This window comes from Roseibium algicola (assembly GCF_001999245.1).
Classification (GTDB): Bacteria; Pseudomonadota; Alphaproteobacteria; order Rhizobiales; family Stappiaceae; genus Roseibium; species Roseibium algicola.
The window spans coordinates 3,675,998-3,697,033 of the sequence record NZ_CP019630.1 but is presented as its reverse complement, the minus strand read 5'-3'; the positions used below and the strand labels follow the sequence as shown (position 1 = coordinate 3,697,033).

20 protein-coding genes are annotated in these 21,036 nt (G+C 60.5%); 11 read left to right on the top strand and 9 right to left on the bottom strand.

Annotation, left to right across the window (positions count from 1 at the left end; genetic code table 11):
* Positions 1 to 7: 7 nt before the first annotated feature.
* Positions 8 to 634, bottom strand: a complete 627-nt coding sequence (locus B0E33_RS17095) for a TetR/AcrR family transcriptional regulator (RefSeq protein ID WP_077291855.1) — start codon at positions 632 to 634, stop codon at positions 8 to 10.
* A gap of 460 nt (positions 635 to 1,094) precedes the next feature.
* Between B0E33_RS17095 and hemA the strand changes: the two genes are divergently transcribed.
* The 10 genes from hemA (at position 1,095) to B0E33_RS17050 (ending at position 11,272) form a co-directional block, all read left to right on the top strand.
* On the top strand, positions 1,095 to 2,312 hold the full coding sequence (gene hemA / locus B0E33_RS17090) for a 5-aminolevulinate synthase (protein ID WP_077291854.1): 1,218 nt from the start codon (positions 1,095 to 1,097) through the stop codon (positions 2,310 to 2,312).
* A gap of 493 nt (positions 2,313 to 2,805) precedes the next feature.
* Positions 2,806 to 3,540 (top strand): DUF1194 domain-containing protein, encoded by a 735-nt coding sequence (locus B0E33_RS17085; protein ID WP_077291853.1) that lies wholly within the window; start codon positions 2,806 to 2,808, stop codon positions 3,538 to 3,540.
* Positions 3,541 to 3,689: 149 nt separating this feature from the next.
* Positions 3,690 to 4,937 carry a cation:proton antiporter domain-containing protein gene (locus B0E33_RS17080; protein ID WP_077291852.1) on the top strand — a complete coding sequence of 416 codons (1,248 nt, stop codon included), beginning with the start codon at positions 3,690 to 3,692 and terminating at the stop codon, positions 4,935 to 4,937.
* Positions 4,938 to 4,990: 53 nt separating this feature from the next.
* Positions 4,991 to 6,601, top strand: coding sequence for a glutamate synthase-related protein (locus tag B0E33_RS17075; protein WP_077291851.1), 1,611 nt, complete (start codon positions 4,991 to 4,993; stop codon positions 6,599 to 6,601).
* 30 nt (positions 6,602 to 6,631) lie between these two features.
* Positions 6,632 to 8,608, top strand: coding sequence for a thiamine pyrophosphate-binding protein (locus B0E33_RS17070; protein WP_077291850.1), 1,977 nt, complete (start codon positions 6,632 to 6,634; stop codon positions 8,606 to 8,608).
* Between the two features lie 214 nt (positions 8,609 to 8,822).
* Positions 8,823 to 9,044, top strand: coding sequence for a hypothetical protein (locus tag B0E33_RS17065; protein WP_062487206.1), 222 nt, complete (start codon positions 8,823 to 8,825; stop codon positions 9,042 to 9,044).
* Positions 9,041 to 9,208 carry a hypothetical protein gene (locus tag B0E33_RS31130; protein ID WP_167579551.1) on the top strand — a complete coding sequence of 56 codons (168 nt, stop codon included), beginning with the start codon at positions 9,041 to 9,043 and terminating at the stop codon, positions 9,206 to 9,208. The genes B0E33_RS17065 and B0E33_RS31130 overlap by 4 nt, the downstream gene beginning before the upstream one ends.
* Positions 9,205 to 10,272 (top strand): Rieske 2Fe-2S domain-containing protein, encoded by a 1,068-nt coding sequence (locus B0E33_RS17060; RefSeq protein WP_077291849.1) that lies wholly within the window; start codon positions 9,205 to 9,207, stop codon positions 10,270 to 10,272. Before B0E33_RS31130 ends, B0E33_RS17060 begins: the two co-directional genes overlap by 4 nt.
* On the top strand, positions 10,269 to 11,030 hold the full coding sequence (locus B0E33_RS17055) for a hypothetical protein (protein WP_077291848.1): 762 nt from the start codon (positions 10,269 to 10,271) through the stop codon (positions 11,028 to 11,030). Before B0E33_RS17060 ends, B0E33_RS17055 begins: the two co-directional genes overlap by 4 nt.
* Entirely contained in the window at positions 11,027 to 11,272 is a 246-nt protein-coding gene (locus B0E33_RS17050) for a hypothetical protein (protein WP_077291847.1), read from the top strand. The genes B0E33_RS17055 and B0E33_RS17050 overlap by 4 nt, the downstream gene beginning before the upstream one ends.
* Before the next feature lie 45 nt (positions 11,273 to 11,317).
* Here B0E33_RS17050 and B0E33_RS17045 read toward each other — a convergent pair whose 3' ends face one another.
* The 8 genes from B0E33_RS17045 to B0E33_RS17010 form a co-directional block, all read right to left on the bottom strand.
* A complete protein-coding gene (locus B0E33_RS17045) occupies positions 11,318 to 12,112 on the bottom strand; it encodes an alpha/beta fold hydrolase (protein WP_208997650.1) in 795 nt (264 codons plus the stop codon).
* The gene (locus tag B0E33_RS17040; protein ID WP_077291845.1) at positions 12,109 to 13,170 is read right to left on the bottom strand and encodes a branched-chain amino acid ABC transporter permease; all 1,062 of its coding nucleotides are present in this window, start codon (positions 13,168 to 13,170) and stop codon (positions 12,109 to 12,111) included. The genes B0E33_RS17045 and B0E33_RS17040 overlap by 4 nt, the downstream gene beginning before the upstream one ends.
* Positions 13,171 to 13,185: 15 nt before the next feature.
* The gene (locus B0E33_RS17035) at positions 13,186 to 14,214 is read right to left on the bottom strand and encodes a branched-chain amino acid ABC transporter permease (RefSeq protein ID WP_077291844.1); all 1,029 of its coding nucleotides are present in this window, start codon (positions 14,212 to 14,214) and stop codon (positions 13,186 to 13,188) included.
* Positions 14,211 to 14,936, bottom strand: coding sequence for an ABC transporter ATP-binding protein (locus B0E33_RS17030; protein ID WP_077291843.1), 726 nt, complete (start codon positions 14,934 to 14,936; stop codon positions 14,211 to 14,213). The genes B0E33_RS17035 and B0E33_RS17030 overlap by 4 nt, the downstream gene beginning before the upstream one ends.
* Positions 14,936 to 15,718 carry an ABC transporter ATP-binding protein gene (locus tag B0E33_RS17025; RefSeq protein ID WP_208997649.1) on the bottom strand — a complete coding sequence of 261 codons (783 nt, stop codon included), beginning with the start codon at positions 15,716 to 15,718 and terminating at the stop codon, positions 14,936 to 14,938. The genes B0E33_RS17030 and B0E33_RS17025 overlap by 1 nt, the downstream gene beginning before the upstream one ends.
* A 143-nt stretch (positions 15,719 to 15,861) precedes the next feature.
* Entirely contained in the window at positions 15,862 to 17,061 is a 1,200-nt protein-coding gene (locus tag B0E33_RS17020; RefSeq protein ID WP_077291841.1) for a substrate-binding domain-containing protein, read from the bottom strand.
* A 681-nt stretch (positions 17,062 to 17,742) separates the two neighbouring features.
* Positions 17,743 to 18,804 (bottom strand): ABC transporter ATP-binding protein, encoded by a 1,062-nt coding sequence (locus tag B0E33_RS17015; RefSeq protein ID WP_062487193.1) that lies wholly within the window; start codon positions 18,802 to 18,804, stop codon positions 17,743 to 17,745.
* Between the two features lie 27 nt (positions 18,805 to 18,831).
* Complete coding sequence (locus tag B0E33_RS17010; protein ID WP_077291840.1) at positions 18,832 to 19,620, bottom strand: IclR family transcriptional regulator; 789 nt, start codon at positions 19,618 to 19,620, stop codon at positions 18,832 to 18,834.
* 118 nt (positions 19,621 to 19,738) lie between these two features.
* Between B0E33_RS17010 and B0E33_RS17005 the strand changes: the two genes are divergently transcribed.
* Positions 19,739 to 20,998 (top strand): ABC transporter substrate-binding protein, encoded by a 1,260-nt coding sequence (locus tag B0E33_RS17005; protein ID WP_075284229.1) that lies wholly within the window; start codon positions 19,739 to 19,741, stop codon positions 20,996 to 20,998.
* The last annotated feature ends 38 nt before the right edge of the window (positions 20,999 to 21,036 follow it).

Here is a 21,036-nt window from a genome sequence, read left to right as displayed (position 1 = left end):
ATGCGCCTCAGGGTTTGATGCCGTTGGCAATCAGGTCGTAGGCACTGGCAACCAGTTCGGAAATGGGTTTTTCCGACTTGAACACGACCAGCTGCTCGCCAAGGGCCCGGGCGATGCCCATGAGGGCCCAGGCACGGGTTTCCGTGTCCCCCTTGGAGATCTGGCCGGCGGCCTCGGCGGCAACCAGTCCCGACCGGTAACCGGCGGCGAATGTCTTGTAATATTCCTCATAGGCGGCAGGATCGACGAACAGTGCTTCCTGTACGATCCGGTAGAGGTCCGGATGGGCCTGGACGAATTCCAGGAAGGCCCGCAAGCCGGCTTTTTCCGCTTCCAGCCGGTTGCCGATGCCCTGCGTTGCCTCAGCGATCGTATGTCGGACCAGCCGCCCCATTTCCAGGACAAGCTCCGAGAACACCTGCTCCTTGGTGGTGAAGTAGATATAGAAAGTGCCTTGGGCGACGCCTGCCTCACTGGTAATGTGACCGATGGAGGCGTCGTTGTAGCCCTTCTCGCCGATCACCCTTTCGGCAGCGGTCAGGATTGCCTTTCGGGTGGCTTCACCGCGCGCCGTTTTCGGCTGGTTGCCTGCAGCCTTTTGCGGCGCGTCTGCTTCTGCGGCTGGTTTGCGCACCTGCTGTTTCCTCCCAATTCATGAAACATGAATCAGTATTCATGTTTAAGGGTTGAAAGCAAGAAACTTCTTCAAACCGGGCCGAAGAATGCGGCAATTTGGCCCCATGCACATTCCGATGCCGTACCCATGTTTGCTGTAACCGCGAAAACTTTCCGGCAATCACCTTGGGATATTCTTCGGTTTCACCGGGAATTGCGCTCTTTTTCCGACAAGGGAACAAGGCCGGTTTTCCTTGGCAAACCACGGCAACGGACACTATGGCGATTGGACGCAGCCGGGGTTTTTGACCTTGATCAAGGCCAAAACTTTGATAAGCAGTTTTGAATGGCTATAAGTTAGCTGCTAGTCTGGAATCGGACGGAAAGGTTCCAGGCAGCAAATTGGCCGCGCGGGACGCGAGTTGCGCGGGCAGGAGAGAGGCGCTGGCAAAGGTGCCCGCGATGAGAGGATCCTGAGAATGGACGTGAACGCGTATCTGGAAGAACGCCTGGGCAAACTGCATGACAACGGCAATTACCGTGTGTTTGCAGATCTGGAACGCCAGGCAGGTGCTTTTCCGCGCGCAACCCGTTACCGCGAAGATGGTTCGGTTCAGGACGTGACCGTCTGGTGCTCCAACGATTATCTCGGCATGGGCCAGAACGAAAAGGTCGTGACCGCGATGCAGGACGTGATCTCCAAATGCGGCGCAGGCGCAGGCGGAACGCGCAACATTTCCGGCACCAATCACTACCATGTTCTTCTGGAGAACGAGCTGGCCGACCTTCACGGCAAGGAAGCTGCTCTGATCTTCACGTCCGGTTATGTTTCCAACTGGGCAGCGCTGGGTACGCTCGCCTCCCAGGTTCCGGGCATGATCGTCTATTCGGACTCGCTCAACCACGCGTCCATGATTGAAGGCATCCGCCACGCCCGCTGCGAAAAGCGCATCTTCAAGCACAACGACTATGAAGACCTGGAACGCCAGATGGCGGCGGACGATCCGGACGCGCCGAAACTGGTCGCATTCGAAAGCGTCTATTCCATGGATGGCGACATCGCGCCGATCAAGGAAATCTGTGACGTTGCCGACAAGTTCGGTGCACTGACCTACCTCGACGAAGTGCATGCCGTTGGCATGTATGGCCCGCGTGGCGGCGGCGTTGCCGAACGCGAAGGCCTGATGGATCGTCTGACCATTATCGAAGGCACGCTCGGCAAGGCCTTCGGCGTGATGGGCGGTTACATCACCGGTTCGAAGACGGTTGTCGACTTTATCCGCTCCTTCGCCTCCGGCTTTATCTTCACCACCGCCCTGCCGCCGGCGCTGGCAGCAGGCGCAGCCGTCTCCATCCGTCACCTGAAGGACAGCCCGTTCGAGCGCAAGGCGCACAAGGACCGGGTCGCCCAGGTCCGCGCCGCTCTCGACAAGCGCGGCATCCCGCACATGGAAAACCCGAGCCACATCGTTCCGGTGATGGTGGGTGATGCCAAGAAGTGCAAATGGATCTCCGACATCCTTCTGGACACCTACGGCATCTACGTTCAACCGATCAACTATCCGACGGTTCCGGTCGGCACGGAGCGCCTGCGCTTCACCCCGACACCGCTGCACACGGCCGAAGACATCGAACACCTCGCCAACGCGATCAATGACCTGTGGTCGCAATGCGCACTGGCCCGCGCTGTCGCGTAAGCTCTGGTTAAAAGCAGACCCTGCAAAACCCGCTTTCCGATGGAAGGCGGGTTTTTTGGTTCTTCATTTCCAAGCGTCGTCATCCCATGGCATGACCACGGGATCCAAGCCGTTGCACCTCCATACAAAGTGCGTGAACGAGGTAACGCATTGGCATGGATTGCGGGATTATGCACATCCGAACCTCCATGATTTGTCGTCCCGGTTTGTTGCGTCAGCAGCAAGACCGGGACCCAGTACGCCGTGTCGTATGAGACGAAAAACGCAAACTCTGCGGGTTACTGGATCCCTGCCTGCGCAGGGATGACAAGTTGCCAGTGCTTGAGTGCAAATATCCTGTGGCGAGAGCTTCCCCGGATACGAGTGGGGCAAGCCGTATTATGACATGTGCAAACAACGACAAACTTCGCGACACGACCATCATCCACCCTGCCCTTTTCCCGACCCTGCCCTAGCTACTCTCAAATGCCTTTGCCACGGGGAGACGGTTGCGATGCGGATAATCCTTGCTGTTGTTGTCTGGTTCCTTTTTCTGATCCCCCCAGCCTTTTCCGAAGAACTCGACCTGGAACTGGTGCTCCTGGCCGATGCGACCGGGTCCATCGATGACGAAGAAATTCGGTTTCAACGCAAGGGCTATGCCGACGCGATCACGGATCCGTCAGTGCTGAATGCGATCGCCAGCAACATCTACGGCAAGATCGTCGTCACCTATGTCGAATGGGCAGACATGCACTCGCAGGATGTTGTCGTGGACTGGACAGTCATCGACGGACCGGAGAGCGCCCAGCATTTTGCAACGGAACTGATGGCAGCCCCGCGCCGCGCCTACGGCCGCAACGCCATCGGCGCAGCGCTTCTGAAAGGCAAGGAGCTGATCGACGACAATGCCTTTGCAGGCTTGCGCAGGGTGATCGACCTTTCTGCCGACAGCGCCAACAACTGGAACGGTCCGACCATACCCGAAGCCCGGAATATCGTGGTTTCCTCCGGCATTGTCATCAACGGCCTGGCGGTTCTGTGCCGGCATTGTTCCGGCCGGCCGATTGCCTACGATCTGGAAAAGCGGTTCTACGAGAGCATCATCGGTGGTCCGGCCGCCTTTGTGGTGACTGCCGACAGTCCAGCGACATTTGCCGAAGCAGTGCGCAAGAAACTGATCCTTGAAATCGCCGCCAAACCCGCCGATGCGCAGCGCATCCTGAAGCAATTGGCAGCCTTGCAGTAACCCTCACACGGTCCTTGGACCCACCCTTTCCAGACGCATTTTCGCCATTGGCAAATCACGGCTGTCGCACAACCACGTCATCGCATTATGATTTGAGACGGCAGCTCGCGCTGTCCTAACGTCACATCGTTCGAGGGGGATACCGTTTCATGACAACCGGCCTGTTGCTTCTGGCGCTGTTTACGGTCTGCTACACGCTGCTGGCCAGGAAATTGTCGAACGGCGTCCTGACAGCGCCGATCCTCTTCATCGGCTTCGGTTACCTGATGGCCCAGACCGGGCTGATGCCTGGAACCGATGCTGAACGCCTTCTGCATATCGTTGCCGAATTGGCTCTCATCGTCCTTCTGTTCCTGGACGCTGCCCAGATCAATCTTCAGGCCCTGCGCCAGCGTCACCAATGGCCCTTGCGCATGCTCGCCCTTGGCCTGCCACTTGCCATCATTATCGGAACCATGGCGGCCATACCGTTTTTGAGCGGCGAACCGCTCATCGTCGCCGCTCTTGCTGCCGCGCTGCTCGCCCCGACCGATGCTGCTCTCGGCCAGGCTGTCATCACCAACAAGGCGGTGCCGGAGCGGGTGCGCCGGGCGCTGACGCTGGAAAGCGGCCTCAATGACGGACTGGCCCTGCCGGCCATCTTGCTGTTCGCGAGCCTTGCCGGGGAAATGATGCAGCCGGGCGCGACAGACTGGCTGATGTTTGGCGCCAAGCAACTGATCCTTGGCCCCCTGGCGGGCGCGGCCATCGGTGCTGCGGGCGGGGTGCTGTTTCTGGCTGCCAAACGCCGGGGCATGACCACCGATACCATCGAAGGCATCGGCGCCATTGCCATGGCTTGCGGCGCTTATCTGGCCGCCGGCGAAATTGGCGGCAACGGCTTCATATCAGCGTTCGTCGCAGGGCTCTTCTTCGGCAACGTCATCAAGGGGCAATGCGCCTTCATCTACGAATTCACCGAAAGCGAAGGCCAGATGCTTTCTTGGGGTGCCTTTTTCCTGATCGGTCTTGCCCTGTTGCCCGATGCCATCGCTCACCTTGATGCCGCCAGCCTTGCGCTCATTCTGGTGAGCCTGTTCGTGGTGCGACCACTAGCGGTTTGGCTGTCGCTTGCCGGCACGGATGCCGCCCCGCTGACCAAGCTCTTTTTCGGCTGGTTCGGCCCGCGTGGACTGGCAACAGCCCTTTTTGCGCTGCTCGTCGTCGACCAGATCGATCACGCAATCGGCGAACAGCTCCTGAACCTGGCCGTTAACGCGGTCTGGATCAGCGCGGTCCTGCATGGTGTCACAGCCGTGCCTTTTGCCAAATGGTACGGTGCTCACATGTCCGGCAAGGACGGGGCAGCGGAACTCAAGGCCATGCCGCCCATGCGGCCGGAAGTGCCTGCCGACTGAATTTCGACCAACCCAATAGCCAGGGCGCATATCGCCAGTAGCCGGGGGAAAACATGACAAAACAGGTTGTTGCCAAACTCAGCGAATTGCCCGACAGAAAACCGACCTATGCCCTCGTCGCCGATGTTGACCTTGTGGTTGTTCGCTTCGACGACGACATCTCCGTCTTCTACGGCCGCTGCCTGCATCGCGGCGCGCTCATGTCAGATGGCTATGTCAGCGGCAACAACCTCATCTGCGGTGTTCATTACTGGGATTACCGGCTCGACAGCGGCGTCTCCGAATACAACAACTCCGAGGCCCTGCCGAAATTCAAGAGCTGGGTGGAAGGCGACGATATCCTGGTCGACGAGGACGAGGTCGCCGCCTGGGCTCGGGAGCATCCGCAGCCGTTCAACCGCAGCAGCTACCTCGGCCTTTATGCCGACACCAGCCACGGCACCGAGGAAGAACCTTACAACGGCCTGATCCAGCAATACGCCCGCGACGGTCTTAAAAAGACAGGTCATCATGGCCGCGTCGACGCCATGGGCGTGCCGCGCAACCAGCTGCCCGACTGGGACGATATCCAGATCCTGACGGCCCAACTGCAGAAATTCCCGCTTCTGGAGGACGAACCGGTCGGCACCGACGTTGTTGTCGGGCCGAACGCGCAGAAACCGCTGAAACTGAAGATCCCGTTGCTGGTCTCCGACATGAGCTTTGGCGCCCTTTCGGAGCCGGCCAAGATTGCCCTTGCCAGAGGCGCAGACCTTGCCGGAACCGGCATCTGCTCCGGCGAAGGCGGCATGCTACCGGAAGAACAACAGGCCAATTCCAGGTATTTCTATGAACTTGCCTCGGCCCGTTTCGGTTTTGCGTGGGACAAGCTCGACAAGGTTCAGGCGTTTCACTTCAAGGGCGGTCAGGGTGCCAAGACTGGCACCGGCGGTCATCTGCCCGGTGCCAAGGTCAAGGGCAAGATTGCCGAGGTCCGCGGCTTGAAGGAAGGCGAAGACGCGATCTCGCCGCCCCGCTTTCCGGACTGGACAGATCGATCCCAGATAAAGGATTTCGCCGACAAGGTCCGCACCCGCACCGGCGGCATCCCGATCGGTTACAAGCTGTCGGCCCAGCACGTCGAAAAGGATATCGACGCGGCGCTGGAGCTGGGTGTCGACTACATCATCCTTGATGGCCGTGGCGGCGGCACCGGGGCAGCACCGATCATCTTCCGCGACAATATCTCCGTGCCGACCATTCCCGCGCTCGCCCGCGCCCGGAGGCATCTCGACACGTCGGAACGGCCGGACATCACGTTGATCATCACAGGCGGCCTGCGCAAACCCGCCGATTTCATCAAGGCCCTGGCGCTCGGTGCCGACGCGGTGGCGCTTTCCAATTCGGCCATGCAGGCCATCGGCTGTATCGCCATGCGAGCCTGCCACACCAACAATTGCCCGGTCGGGATCGCCACCCAGAAACCGCATCTGGTCAATCGGCTGGAAATCGAGAAATCCGCCCGTCAGCTGACCAACTTCTTCGAAGCATCGGTTGAACTGATGCAGGTGATGGCAAGGGCCTGCGGCCATTCGCACCTGAGCCAGTTCACCCTGGAAGACCTGACGACCTGGAAACGGGAAATGGCCGAGCTATCCGGCGTTGCCTATGGCGGCATCGCGTGACCGATCGCGACGTTTAAGGGAGGAAGACCAATGGACGCACAGGATCTCGACTGGATCAAGGTTGGGCACGTCAACGACCTGCCCGAAGGCCGGGTGAAAACGGTTACGGCGCGTACAACCTCGATCTGCCTGTCGCATTTCGAAGGCCAGTGGGCGGCGATGGACAATCATTGCCCGCATCAGCGCGGCCCGCTCGGGGAAGGTTCCATCGAGAAGGGATCGGACGGCAAATGCTGGATCCGATGCCCCTGGCACGGCTGGGATTTCGATCCGCTGACAGGTACGCCTCCCGGCGGTCACGAAGACAGTGGCCAAAAGCTCTATCCCCTCAGGATCGATGGCGACGAGATCTACATCGGCCTGGATCCGGAGCCGCCCCATGAACGCACGGTGACCGACGTCATGGCCGAAACCATGGTCAACTGGGGCGTCAAGCGTGTCTTCGGCATGGTCGGCCACTCCAACCTCGGCCTTGCCGATGCGATACGCCGTCAGGTCGACAAGGGCACCTTGGGTTATATTGGCATACGCCACGAGGGTGCCGCCGCCTTCGCCGCATCCGCCTATGGCAAGCTGACAGGCAAACCGGCAGCCTGCCTCACCATTGCCGGCCCCGGCGCAACCAACCTTCTGACCGGCCTCTGGGACGCCAAGGTCGACCGGTCACCGGTTCTGGCCCTCACCGGCCAGGTTCAGACCCAGGTGTTCGGCCCAGGGGCCTTTCAGGACATTGATCTCAAATCCGCGTTCGAAGCCGTCTCGAAGTTTTCCCAGCCGGTGCTCAGCACCTCCAACCATGCCGAGCTGATGTCGCTGGCCTTGAAAACCGCGCTGGTGGAACGGGATGTCGCCAATCTCATTTTCCCCGACGACGTCCAGACCAACCCGAGCAGCAGGGAGGCAGGCAAACCCGAAGGCCGCCTCGGCGGAACCGGCATCACGCCCTCCGGCGAGGACCTCGCAAAGGCCGTTGAGATGATCAACGCAGCGAAACGCCCGGTCATTGTGCTTGGCTACGGCGCCAAGGATGTTCGCGACAAGGTCGTTGCGCTTGCCGAAAAGCTCGGCGCTCCGGTCCTGACCACTTTCAAGGGCAAGGGCCTGATCCCGGACACCCACCCGCTGGCGGCTGGTGTTCTTGGCCGCTCCGGGACGCCCATTGCAAGCTGGTTCATGAACGAGGCGGATCTGATCGTCTCGCTCGGGTCTTCCTTTGCCAACCACACAGGCATCGCCCCCTACAAGACCATCATCCAGGTGGATTTCGAACGCATGCAGCTTGGCAAGTTCCATCCCGTGACCCTGCCTGTCTGGGGCGAGATCGGCACCTTCTGCGAAGCCATTGTCGATCAGGTGCTGAAACCGGCAGATGCCCCCGACCAGGCGAGCGAGCTGGTGGAACGCTGGACAATCTGGCGCGCGGAAAAGGACCTTCGTCTTTCCGAGGACGGCGGCAGGGGCGTTCACTCGGCGGCCGTTTTCAAGGCTTTGAGCGATCTGTGCCCACCAGACGCGATCATCCCGGTCGACGTCGGCAACAACACCTATTCCTTCGGTCGGTATTTTGAGCCTTGCGGACAGCGCATCCTGATGTCCGGCTATCTCGGCTCCATCGGCTTCAGCCTGCCGGCAGCCCTCGGCGCCTGGAGCGCGACCCAGGACTTCGAGGAATTCCGGGGCCGCAAGGTGATCTCGATTTCGGGTGACGGAGGCTTTGGTCAATACGCCATGGAGTTCACCACGGCCGTCAAATACGGAATGGATATAACCCATATCCTTTTGAACAATTCCGAGCTCGGCAAGATCTCCAAGGAGCAGCGCTCGGGCGAATGGCCGGTTTGGGAAACGAACCTCACCAACCCGTCCTTCGCCGCTTTCGCGCGCCTGTGCGGTGGTCACGGCCACCGGGTGACCGACCCCGCCGAGCTGAAAGACGCCATCGCCGATGCGATCGCCCACGACGGTCCGTCACTGGTGGAGATCATTACCGATGCGGATCTGGTTTGATGGAAACCGTGACAAGGTCTCAATCGCTCCTTTTACGCGGCAAGGCCACTCGAGCATCACCTCCTCCTCCGTCATTGCAGGGTCGAGCCCTGCAATGACGGGGTGAGAAGAGAAGAGAGGCCAACTCGGACCGGAAGACTTGAAGAGGCCGTTGGCAATGCTTCGTAATGAGCTAAGCTGACACCAATCACATCCAGACCTGGCGGGGGTCCACTTGCAAACAGCAGCCATTCTGATCGACATCGGAAAATACTATCTCATGGCCGGCGGGCTGGTCGCGGCACTCTTTCTTGTCATCGGCATCGACCGGGTGGAGCCATCCGCACGCGGGTCTCATGTCTTCCGGCCCTTGCTCATTCCCGGCATCTGCCTGATCTGGCCGCTGGTGCTCTATCGCTGGTACGTGCTTGAAAAGCATGGGGAGGCTGGCCGGTGAAACGTGCACATCGCAAAGCTCATGCCCGTATCTGGACTGTCCTTGGCCTGCTCCTGCCGCTGGTCTTCTTCACCATTCTGGCGATGCGTCAGTCGCCGCCCGCGGACAGACCGGCTGTGCTGATTGAAGCTCCGGTGGAAAGCTCCGGGGAGGCAAGCCAATGAGCGTGCAATACACACCGGTGATCTGGAACCGCAACAAGATGGTCTATGACGCCATCCTGCTGATTGCCGTCGCACTTTATCTTTACATCTTCATTCGTGTCGGGCCGTTCTATGAGGATATCACCCGGCCAATCGACGGTGCCATCCTGAGGATGCGTGCCTTCGGCAGTTGTGCCTTCCTGATGCTGACGGTGATCCTGTGCATCGGGCCGCTGGCCCGGCTCGACCGGCGCTTTTTGCCGCTGCTTTATAACCGCCGCCATTTCGGTGTGATGACCGCCGGTATTGCCGCCGTTCACGCCAACTATGTGCTTGGCTGGTATTTCAACTTCTCACCGACAGAAAGCTACGTCGCGTTACTGTCGTCCAACACAAGCTACGGGCAGGTGATCGGCTTTCCCTTCGAGGCTTTCGGTATCGCCGCGCTCCTGATCCTGTTCGTACTGGCTGCCACCAGCCATGATTTCTGGCTCAGCTTTCTGGGAGCGCCGATCTGGAAGGCGCTGCACATGTTCATCTATGCCGCCTACGCCTTCGTAGTGTTGCATGTCGCGCTCGGCGCTCTGCAAGGCCCGTCCGATCCCATCTTCACCGGCATGGTTGCGGCAAGCGTTGTCATGGTCTGCGGTCTTCACTTTGCAAGCGGGCGCCTGGAAGCCAATCGGGAAGAAGGCGATGCCACGGCAAAGGCTTCCCTTGAGGAAGCCGGTTGGGTCGTCGCCGGAGAGGTGGACGAAATCGACGACAAATGCGCCAAGGTCGTGACCTTGAGCGAAGAGGAGCGTGTCGCGATCTTCAAGTATGACGGCAAGCTGTCGGCTGTCACCAATGTCTGCGCCCACCAGAACGGTCCGCTTGGCGAAGGCAAGGTGCTGTGGGGTTGCATCACCTGCCCCTGGCACGGGTACCAGTACAATCTGGCCGACGGCCGAGCACCCGCGCCCTTCACCGAGAAGATCGCCACCTACAAGCTGAAGCTGGTCGGCTCCACCGTCCTGCTCGATCCCAACGCTCTGCCACCCGGCACCTATGTCGAGCCGGTGGTGATCGGAGGTGCGGCATGAGCTGGAAACAAACCAAGGCGGCGCCGTTTTTCGTCGGCTATCTCAACAAGGTGCCGAAGCCGCTGGTGGCCTTTCTCGGGGTCTTCTCCCTGTGTTTTGTCGCGGGACTGGGCCTTGCAGCCTTCGCCCTGTCCACCACCCAGAACGATCCGGGCAGCGGCACGTTTCAGTGGGGCAACAGGTTCGAGCAAACAGGCCTGCTCGAACTTCGGCCCTATCCGGTGTTCCGCATTCCGGCTGATGGCGACACCCCTGCCCACACCTACATGCTGGCAGGCCAGGGCAAACGCGGTGTCTTTGAACAGGCCGAAGCAAATCGCGAGATGCCGGTGACCTTGCGTGGAGTGCCCGTGAACCGGGGCGATCTGACAATGATCCAGGTGGGACAGGTAGCACCTGCTATGGACGATGCGCCCGGCTTCACCCCATCCGAACCCATCTCGCTGGGCCGCTGGAAACTGACCGGTGAAATCTGCGACGGCAAGTGCTATGCGGGCGCCATGCGCCCGGGCCGGGGCCTTGCGCACAAGGCCTGCGCGGACCTTTGCCTGACCGGCGGCATTCCCCCGGTCTTCGTCTCGTCCGGACCGGTCGAGGGGCGCAATTTCTTTCTTCTGGCAGGCAAGGACGGCCAGCTTCTTGGCGAGGCCATCGATCCGCTGCTGGCGCTTTACATTGAGGTCGAAGGCGAGGTCGAACAGCTGGACGACCTGATGGTGTTCAAGGCAGACCTTCTGACCGCAAGGGTGCTGAAATGAGCGACCAGCCGCAAAAGCCACTCTGGCAGACCATCGTGATCTCGCTGGTGATGACGGCACTCCTCGCCGGGATCGCCTGGGCTGTGTGGACCTACGCCAACAGCAGCGTCCAGAATTTTGCCCCCGGCACGTTGCTGCGCGACCTCCGCTTCTTCGTCGGCCTGCTCGCCGTGTTCCTGGTTTTGAGCATCCTGGATCGGATCATTGAATTCATGAAGGCGAAGCTGGGCGGCGGACACTGAGGAAACGGTCAGGATGGCCGTCCCAAAAAGCCAAGTTAGTGCGCCTCAGCCCTTCACAAGGTTCCGCAGCAGGCTGTCGAACTTGTCCGGCTCTTCCATGTGCGGCGCGTGGCCCGACGCTTCAAAGCCATGGAAATGGAAATCCGGAACATTGTCCGCGTGCCAGCGATGGACACCCGGGCCGTAAAGCTGGCTGCGCAGACCCGCAACCAGATGAAACGGCACGGGAAAGGCTTTCAAAAGAGGGCGGAAATCCTGCGCTGTGAGTGAGGACCACATCGGCTTCAAGAGCACAGGATCGGCTGCAGCAATCTCTTTGCGGGCTAGCTCCGCAACGCACTCCGGCACGGGCAGGCCTTCGGCGAACAGTCTTCTCGCGATCCGGGCCGGCAGTTTGGCCCAATCCGCCACAATGGCATTCAGGAAATGGTCGTTGAGTTCGGCATTGAGGCCGTTCAGCGTTCCGTTCTGCCAGTCGGGGTCGTTCAGAACCTTCGGCGTCATGTCAATGGCAACGAACTGCGAGATCCGGTCCGCGCCGTGCCGCTCGATCATTGCATAGGAAACCAACGCACCCATCGACCAACCGCAGAGGATTACTTCAGTTAGTTCGCGCTCGGCCAAAGCCGCATGAACCGCATCGGCTGCTGCCTCGATGGTCAATGGCAACCGGCCCGCTGTTTTGCCGTGGCCCGGCAGATCCGGAACGATGCAACGGGCGTCAGTTTTCAGAGCCTCGATCTGGCCTTCGAAGAACCGGCCCGGGCAAGACCAGCCGTGGATCAGCACCAGCGGTCTGCCCGTTCCCTCGTCGCGGATATGCAGCATATTCCCGCTCACGCACGCCCCGCCCGTAGCCGTCCGACAATGCCCGTCGGGAAAAAATAGACCGACAGAATGAAGAGAACACCCAGCCACAACAGCCAGCGTTCCGGCGCCACCAGCGTCGAGAACACCGGCACCGCGCTGGTTGCTTCTGCAGCAACACCCATCAGGTTCTGCAGATAGGTCTGCGCCAGAATGAACAGGGTTGCCCCGAGCACGGCCCCATAGAGCGTGCCCATGCCCCCTATCACGACCATCAGCAGAATGTCGATCATGATCTCCATGGAGAGCGTTGTTGCCGGGCCGGTGTAGCGCAGCCAGATGGCCAGAAGAGAGCCCGCAAGCGCTGCCATGACTGCCGACAGAACGGTGGCCGTGGTGCGATACCAGACCACGCGGTAACCGATCGCCTCCGCCCGGAAGGCATTGTCGCGAACCGCCTTCAGCGTGCGGCCGAACGGCGAATTGACGATGCGCAGCATGATCAGGAACAGGATCGCGGCGGCGAAGAACACCAGGTAATAGGCCAGGATCTTGCCATTGATGCTGACGTCGAACACCTTCGTCTTGATAAGCTTGAAGGCGGGCGTCAGTTCGCGCGGGATCTTGTAGTTGAGCCCGTCCTCACCGCCTGTCAGCCAGGACATCTGCGACACCAGCACGGCAAAGGCGCTTGCGACCGCCAGCGTCACCATGGCGAAGAAGATCGCCTTCACCCGAAGCGAGAACAGCCCGATGGCCAGCGCGAACAGGGCCGCAACCCCGGCACCCGCCGCCGTACCCCAGATCAGCGAACCGTAGTTCGGCCCGGTGGTCGACAGGGCAAGCGCGGTCCCATAAGCGCCGATGCCGAAGAACATGGTGTGGGCGAAGGAAACGATACCGGCATAACCCAGCAACAGGTCATAACTTGCCACCAGCACGATGAAGATGCAGATCCGCGCGGCCGTCTCCAGCGACTTGGTGCCGGGAAAGAGAAACGGTGCAAAGGCGAGCGAGATCAACACGATCAGCAGCAGCGCAGTCAGAAGACCGCTGCGCGGCGTGTCGCCGGAAAGAAGTCTGGTCAGCATGATCTTGTTCCGTCCCTACTTCGCCTTGACCACCGGATAAAGGCCCTGCGGTCGCCACATCAGCACCGCGACCATCAGCGCGATGGTCGAGATCAGCGCCACCTTCGGCGCCAGAAAAGCCGTGTAGTTTGCAAGCAGTCCCACCAACATGGCGCCGATGAAGCAGCCCTCGACCGAGCCAAGGCCGCCGATGATCACCACGATGAACACCAGCACCATGATCTCCGAGCCCATGTGCGCGGTAATCGTTTCCTGATAGAGGCCCCACATGACGCCCCCGAGCCCGGCCAGCGCCGACCCGGTCATGAACACGATCAGGAACAGCCGGCGGATGCGGTAGCCGAGTGCTTCCACCATCTCGCCGTTCTCCACTCCGGCGCGCACCAGCAGACCGATCTTGGTGTTCTTCAGGATATGGCGCATGCCGATGAACAGCGCGAGACCAATGCCGACCGCCACCAGGCGATATTTTTCGATGGCCGCTTCGCCGATCACCAGCGATCCCTGCAAGGCTTCCGGGCGGGACATATGCAGCTCGTCCGGCCCCCAGACCACGTAGATCATCTGCTGGGCCACGATCAGCCCACCCATGGTGACAAGGATCTGCTTCAGATGTTCGCCGTAGACCGGCATCACGATCACCCGCTCGAAGGCAAGACCGAGAAGGCCGGTGACGAGCATGGCCGCAAGGATGGCAATCAGCACGGCGGAGAGATTCATGAAGACGCTCGGCGAAGCCGTCCAGCCGGCCAGCCAGGCCAGAACCGTGAAGCCGACAAAGGCGCCGACGGCAACAAAGGCGCCATGGCCGAAGTTGATCACGTCCATCAGCCCGAAAACCACGGTCAATCCCGACGCCATGATGAAGATCATCATGCCCATGGCCAGCCCGGCCACCGTCAGTGTCAGCCAGCTCGCCGGATTGCCGATGGCAATGAGCCCGACGGCAGCCAGCACCGGCACCAGCAGCACCGGCAGCTTCTGGGCAAGCTGTTCCTTCAGCGGGATTTTCTCGATCCGCGGTTTGATCGCCGTCTCGCTCATTGATGCGCCTCCAGGCTCAGCCCCATGAGTTTTTCCTGCAAGGCGACGTCCGCCACCAGTTCGTCCATGCGGCCGGAATGAATGATGCGGCCATCATCCATCACCGCGACCGTGTCGCCGATGCCGGATGCCATGGCAAAATTCTGCTCCACCAGCAGGATGGTGGTGTCGGTTTCCTTCAGTTCCTTCAGCGCATCGGTCATCGCCTTGATGATCGCCGGTGCGAGGCCTTTCGTCGGCTCGTCGATCAGGATCAGCCGGCGCGGCTCGATGATCGCCCGCGCCACGGACAGCATCTGCTTCTGACCACCGGACAGCGTTCCTGCGGAGGAATTCCAGAAGCTGCCGATCGGCGGAAACAGCTCCTTGATCCAGGCAAGGCGCTTTTGATCCATCGGCCCGTTGGCAGCGGCCAGGATCATGTTTTCGGCAACTGTCAGATCGGTGAAGATGCCCATGTCTTCCGGCACGAAGGCAATTCCCCTGCGGGAAATCTCGGGCGTCGACAATCTGGTGATGACATGATCGCCAAACCGGATATCGCCCTGGCTGGCCGTCCAGAGCCCCATGATGGTGCGCAAGGTGGTGGTCTTGCCCGCGCCGTTGCGACCAAGCAGAACGGTCACGCCGCCTTCCGGCACCGCGAGCTCCACACCCTGCAGGATGTGATAAGGGCCGATGTGGGTGTGCACCCCGGAAAGGGTAAGCAGGTTTTCCGCCATCACGCAGCCTCCCCGGAGGAAGCCGGCGCCTTGCCGAGATAGGCCTCCTGCACGATTGGCAGGGCTATGACTTCCGACGGTTCTCCGTCGGCCACCAGTGCCCCGTTGTGCAGAACGATGATGCGGTCGGCCAGGGTGCGAATGACATCCATCTTGTGCTCCACCAGCAGGATCGTCCGGTCCATGTCGCTCTTCAGTTTCTGCATAAGCTCCAGGATCACCGGCACCTCGTCGACGCTCATGCCGGCGGTCGGCTCGTCGAACATGAGCACCTGAGGCCCAAGCGCGATCAGCAGCGCTACTTCCAGCTTGCGCTGGTCACCATGGGGCAGAGCGGAAACGGTCTGGTCGGCCTGATCGATCAGCCGGACCTCCGCCAGCACGTGGTCTGCCCGCTCCAGAAGTTCCACATGACTTTCTGCAACGGTGAAGAGATCGAACCCCTTGCGTGCCTTCGCCTGCGCTACAAGCCGCACGTTTTCGCGCACGCTCAGGGTCGGAAAGAGATTGGTCAGCTGGAACGCCCGGCCGATCCCCCTGTCGGTGCGTTCAGGCACCGACAGTCGGGTGATGGTCTCGCCGTTGAGCAGTACTGCCCCGGAGGTCGCTGCCAGCTGACCGGAGATCAGGTTGAAATAGGTGGTCTTGCCCGCGCCGTTCGGCCCAACGATTGCCGTCAGGGTGCCTCGCTCGAAGGCGCAGGAAACGTGATCGACCGCCACATGACCACCGAAGCGAATGGTCAGGTCCCTCGTTTCCAGAATCGGGTGTTCCTTGGCCACGATGCGCGTTCCCAGGCTTGAATTGTCGCGAAAGCTGTATCGGATGAGTGCCCGGCCGGACGGATTTCACACCAGCCGGGCAAACTTAAGGGTCTTGGGGCCACGCAGGCGAAGCTGAAGGCTCCGCCGCGTCTTCTTTCGGCTTACTGGTTGCGCACCGGGATGTTCATGTCCTCGATTGTCAACTCGCGCACCAGCTCCGGGATGCCCCATTCGACATCCGGATCGACCTTGATCTTGAAGTGATACATCGACTGCAGAGCCTGGTGATCTTCCGCCCGGAACATCATCTTGCCCTTTGGCGTTTCAAACTCCATGCCTTCCATGGCCGTGATCAGGTCTTCGGTCTCCGTGGACCCGGCCTTGCGGATCGCCTCGACAATGGCAATGCCGGAAGACATGCCACCCGCGGTGAAGAAGTCCGGCGGCGCGTGGAAGCGCTTCTGGTGTTCGGCCACCAGCCAGTCGTTTACCGGGTTCTTCGGGATTTCGTAATAGTAGTAGGTCGCGCCTTCCATGCCCGGCAGCTCCTTGTAGGCCGCCATGGCCGCCAGGATGTTGCCGCCCGTGGCGATTTCGACACCAAAGCGCTCCGGCTCCATTGCCTTGATCTTGCTGATAGGATTGCCGCCACCGGCCCAGATCACGAACAGGAACTTGCGGCCCGGCTCATCCTTCAGGGCATCAAAGACGCGCTGCGCGTTGGCTGTGAAATCCTTGGTATCGGTCGGCGCATATTCCTCGAACACCAATTTGGCACCCGTGCCTTCCAGCGCTTCCTTGAAGGCGGCGACGCCGTCACGGCCGAAGGCATAGTCCTGTGCAAGCGTCGCGATGGAGACGCCTTCCTGCCCCAGTGCGACGGCGTTGGCGATCGCGTCCTGGGACGAGTTCCGCGCGGTGCGGAAGATGTAGCGGTTCCAGTTCTCGCCGGTGATGCTGTCGGCAACCGCCGGCTCCACCAGAAGCACCTTCTCGTATTCTTCGGCGACCGGCAGCATGGCCAGCGCAACGCCGGAGGAGACGGGGCCGACGGCGATATCGACTTCATCGTCACCATAGGCTTCCGCCAGCGCGGCCTTGCCGATATCCGGCTTCAGCTGGGTGTCCTTCTCGATGACCACGATCTTGCGGCCGTCGATTTCCATGGTGCCGTCGGTGGCATATTCGAGGCCCATCATCAGGCCGGTATGCGACTGTTTCGCATAGGCCTCCAGGGCACCGGTCTTGCCGTAGACATGGGCGATCTTGATATCGTCGGCCTGGGCACCGGCAATCCCGGCCGCCGCCACGCTGATGCCAGCCAAAAGCGGCACGGCCCAGCGGAAAACGCGTTTCGTCATGAATTCTCCTCCCGTTGCGCGAAAGGCCGGCAAACCTGCCCGGCCGCTCCCACGGCCTCCACAGGGTAACATCATCGCCTGACGCTGGAATATATGACACATGAATCAGTATTCATGTCAAGGCAAGATACGTGTTCGAAGCGGCCGCCTTTCCGGGCGGGTCGTCAGTTAGCGTAACACGAGCTCATGACAGATGAATGCAACCCGGTCCTGCAAAGACACAGCACCAAGAGCGGCAACGCAATGCCAGACAGTCATGTGATAAAGACTGTCTGAAGGATTATGATGACAGAGGGAAAAAATCGGCCCTGACAGGAGAGCCGCCAAAATCGTCAAAAAACAGACTCGCCACCAGACGAATGCAATGCAAGCGACCCGCAGACCAGATGCCCTGCGTCCGGGCATAAGTGGAAAGGTGTTCTCAGCTCCCTGCGCAATCCGGTTGCCAGCCCCTCGGGAACGTCACCATCTACGGCTGTCCACCGTCATTCCGGACAAGCGCAGCATAAGCTGCGTGCAGATCCGGAATCCAGCGCATCTGCGTGAGTGTAGCGAACTCTTTTTCGTACGAGGAGACGCGCCAATGGCGCGGCTGATATCCGGTTGCCGGTTCGGCATTGCCTCACTTGTCAAAAATCACGTGCGGAAGGTGGGCCGCCTAGACAAGTCGCCTCGGCGAGACTACCTCAGCCGCTGTTCCGTCTTCGCATCGAAGAACAGCGCCGAAGCCGGGTCGAAGTCGATGGCGACAGTTCCATCAGAAACAGGCGCATCCTCACCCTTGGTTTCCACGATCACACGCTCGCCCGTCGGGCAGATGAGATAGGAATAGGCGACGCCGCCGAGTTGCTCACACAGGTCGACCTTCGCTCCCTCCTGCGCAGGCGAGACTTTCAGATGCTGTGGGCGCAGACCGACCAGCACCTTTTCGCCCTTGGCCGGCAGCGCGACCGATGTCGGCACGGCAACACCGCCGAACGCAGCAACACTGACCTCGCCCTCCCCGGCAATACCTTCCACGAAATTCATGCTGGGCGAGCCGATGAAGCCGGCAACGAACCTGTTGTCCGGATCGGAATAGAGCTGCATCGGCGAGCCGACCTGCTCGATATTGCCACCGCGCAGAACCACGATCTTGTCTGCCAGCGTCATCGCCTCGACCTGGTCGTGCGTCACGTAGATCATCGTTGCGCCGATATCCTTGTGCAGGCGGGCGATTTCAACGCGCATGTCGACACGCAGCTCGGCATCCAGGTTGGAGAGCGGTTCGTCGAACAGGAACACTTCCGGTCCGCGCACAATGGCCCGGCCGATGGCGACGCGCTGGCGCTGCCCGCCGGAAAGCGCCTTCGGCTTGCGCTTCAGATAAGGGTCCAGCTTCAGGATGCGGCTGGCCTCGGCAACCTTGGACTGGATCTCGGCCTTCGGATGACCGTTCATCTTCAGCCCGAAGCCCATGTTCTCCTCGACCGTCATATGCGGGTAAAGCGCATAGGTCTGGAACACCATGGCAACGCCCCGTTCCGCCGGGTCTGTCTTGGTCACATCACGGCCACCGATCTCGATCCTGCCGTCGGTCGTTTCCTCCAGCCCGGCGATCATGCGCAGAAGGGTGGACTTGCCACAGCCGGACGGACCGACAAAAACGCAGAATTCACCATGCTCGATCTGAAGGTCCACTCCGTGGATGACTTCCAGGTCGCCATATTTCTTGACGGCTTTTGTCAGTGTGACGCCAGACATGTAATTCTCTCTCCCTTGGGATTCTTGTTAGGCAGGGAACTGCCAGTCCTCGACCGCCGCCGCGATCTTCGAGGCCGTATCCAGCAGTGCAGGCCGTGCCTCCAGAAGCTGTTCGAGGCTCTTGCGCTGTGTGGACGTGGTAACGGAAAGCGCCCCGACCGGCCGCCCCTTGGACGACAGGATCGGCGCTGCAATGCAGATGATGCCGGGCTCGTGTTCCTCGCGGTCGTAGGACAGCCCCTCTTCGCGGATCTTTTCCAGGTCCGCCCGCAGTTCAGCTTCGCTGGCCAGCGTTGCCGGGGTGTAGCGATAGAACGACTGCTTCTTCAAAACGTGATCGAGGTCCGCAGGCTCCAGAAAGGCCATCAGGGCCTTGCCGACCCCGGTGCAATAGGCCGGACCAACCTTGCCGGCCTGCGAAAACATGTCGATGGCATTGGTCGGATTGCGCTTGTCGACATAAAGCACCTGCCCGCTGTCGAGCTGTGCCAGGTGAACCGTTTCGCCGACAGCTTCCGACAAGGCGCCTACGAAGGGACGCGCAATCGGCGCGATGGAACTTTGCCGCCAGGCCGCATGTGCCAGCCGCACCAGGCGGATACCCAGCGAATAGGTCTGCTGGCGCTCGTCGTAGGCCAGCATGCCCTGGCTCACCAGCGTCTGCAGCAGCCGGTACAGCGTCGCCTTGGGATGAGTGCTTTCAGACAGCAGTTCGGAAAAGCGCACAGGCCGGCCCACAGCCGCAACCTTGTCCAGCACTTCCAGCGCCTTGCCGACCGTGCCGTCACCTGTCGATGACCCCGCCTGTTTGTTCATCAGCTCCTCCTTCGGCCCGTTTCTTGTCGTCGAGCCTGTTGACAACTTATCGCCATCGCATCAAAGTATCAATATACAAAACTAAGTTTCACATAATGGAACCAAAAGGGAGGACACCATGCGTTCCATGCTGAAAACGTCCGTAGCGGCATTTGCCATGTTGGCAGCCGTGATGGGCGCAGCTTCTGCTGACGGCCTGACAGGCAATCTGAAAATCTTTCTCGACACATCGAACCCGGCGCCGCGTGCGACCATGGAAGAGATGATCGCTCAGTTCCAGGAGAAGAACCCGGAGCTGAACATCGAGACGACGGTGATTGACCGGGAAGCCTACAAGACCCAGATCCGCAACTTCCTGACGGCAAATGCGCCGGACGTTGCGACCTGGTACGCGGCCAACCGCATGCGGCCTTACGTGGAGGCCGGCCTCTTCGAGGACGTGTCCGACCTTTGGGCGGATCCGGCAATTGCCGACAACCTCGCCTCTACCAAGGGTGCGATGACCATCGACGGCAAGCAGTGGGGCGTGCCCTACACCTACTATCAGTGGGGTGTTTACTACCGCAAAGACATCTTCGACGAGCTTGGCCTGTCCGAACCCACTACCTGGGAAGAAGAAAAGGCGAACTGCCAGAAGATCATCGATGCCGGCAAGAAGTGCTACACCATCGGTACCAAGTTTCTCTGGACCGCAGGTGGCTGGTTCGACTACCTGAACATGCGCACCAACGGCTTCGACTTCCACATGGACCTGCTCACAGGCAAGGCGTCCTGGAAGTCCGACGAAGTCCGCAAGACCTTCGCCAACTGGCGCGAGCTCATCGACATGGGCGCCTTCATCGACAACCATCAGACCTACTCCTGGCAGGAAGCTCTGCCGTTCATGGTCAAGGGCGATGCAGCCGCTTACCTGATGGGCAACTTCGCCGTGGCACCGCTGCGCGAAGCTGGTCTTTCCGATGACCAGATCGATTTCTACCAGTTCGTGGAAATCACGCCGGGCATCGCCAAGGCGGAAGACGCGCCGACCGATACCTTCCACATTCCGGCCAATGCCGAGAACAAGGAAAACGCGCGCGAATTCCTGAAGTTCGCGGTCTCGCCGGACGTCCAGACCTGGATCAACGACGGCAAGCACCTCGGCCAGCTCCCGGTGAACGCCAAGTCGTCCGTGGACCAGGACAAGTTCCTGGAACAGGGCTTTGAGATGCTGTCCACGAACTCCCCGGGCGGCGTTGCCCAGTTCTTCGACCGCGACGCCCCGGCTGAAATGGCAAAGGTTGCCATGGAAGGCCTGCAGGAATTCATGGTCAAGCCGGACAACCTGGACAAGATCCTGGACCGTTTGGACCGCGCCCAACAGCGTATCTACAAATAAGGTCTGCCTTCGCATGACCGGACAGGGGGCAACCGCTC

What these genes read in the sequence shown, in the direction of transcription:
- B0E33_RS17015 (WP_062487193.1), bottom strand. Translation starts at nt 18,804, where the DNA reads ATGTCTGGCGTCACACTGACAAAAGCCGTCAAGAAATATGGCGACCTG.
- hemA (WP_077291854.1), top strand. Translation starts at nt 1,095, where the DNA reads ATGGACGTGAACGCGTATCTGGAAGAACGCCTGGGCAAACTGCATGAC.
- B0E33_RS17020 (WP_077291841.1), bottom strand. Translation starts at nt 17,061, where the DNA reads ATGACGAAACGCGTTTTCCGCTGGGCCGTGCCGCTTTTGGCTGGCATC.
- B0E33_RS17080 (WP_077291852.1), top strand. Translation starts at nt 3,690, where the DNA reads ATGACAACCGGCCTGTTGCTTCTGGCGCTGTTTACGGTCTGCTACACG.
- B0E33_RS17005 (WP_075284229.1), top strand. Translation starts at nt 19,739, where the DNA reads ATGCGTTCCATGCTGAAAACGTCCGTAGCGGCATTTGCCATGTTGGCA.
- B0E33_RS17030 (WP_077291843.1), bottom strand. Translation starts at nt 14,936, where the DNA reads ATGGCGGAAAACCTGCTTACCCTTTCCGGGGTGCACACCCACATCGGC.
- B0E33_RS17070 (WP_077291850.1), top strand. Translation starts at nt 6,632, where the DNA reads ATGGACGCACAGGATCTCGACTGGATCAAGGTTGGGCACGTCAACGAC.
- B0E33_RS17085 (WP_077291853.1), top strand. Translation starts at nt 2,806, where the DNA reads ATGCGGATAATCCTTGCTGTTGTTGTCTGGTTCCTTTTTCTGATCCCC.
- B0E33_RS17010 (WP_077291840.1), bottom strand. Translation starts at nt 19,620, where the DNA reads ATGAACAAACAGGCGGGGTCATCGACAGGTGACGGCACGGTCGGCAAG.
- B0E33_RS17040 (WP_077291845.1), bottom strand. Translation starts at nt 13,170, where the DNA reads ATGCTGACCAGACTTCTTTCCGGCGACACGCCGCGCAGCGGTCTTCTG.
- B0E33_RS17060 (WP_077291849.1), top strand. Translation starts at nt 9,205, where the DNA reads ATGAGCGTGCAATACACACCGGTGATCTGGAACCGCAACAAGATGGTC.
- B0E33_RS17050 (WP_077291847.1), top strand. Translation starts at nt 11,027, where the DNA reads ATGAGCGACCAGCCGCAAAAGCCACTCTGGCAGACCATCGTGATCTCG.
- B0E33_RS17075 (WP_077291851.1), top strand. Translation starts at nt 4,991, where the DNA reads ATGACAAAACAGGTTGTTGCCAAACTCAGCGAATTGCCCGACAGAAAA.
- B0E33_RS17035 (WP_077291844.1), bottom strand. Translation starts at nt 14,214, where the DNA reads ATGAGCGAGACGGCGATCAAACCGCGGATCGAGAAAATCCCGCTGAAG.
- B0E33_RS17055 (WP_077291848.1), top strand. Translation starts at nt 10,269, where the DNA reads ATGAGCTGGAAACAAACCAAGGCGGCGCCGTTTTTCGTCGGCTATCTC.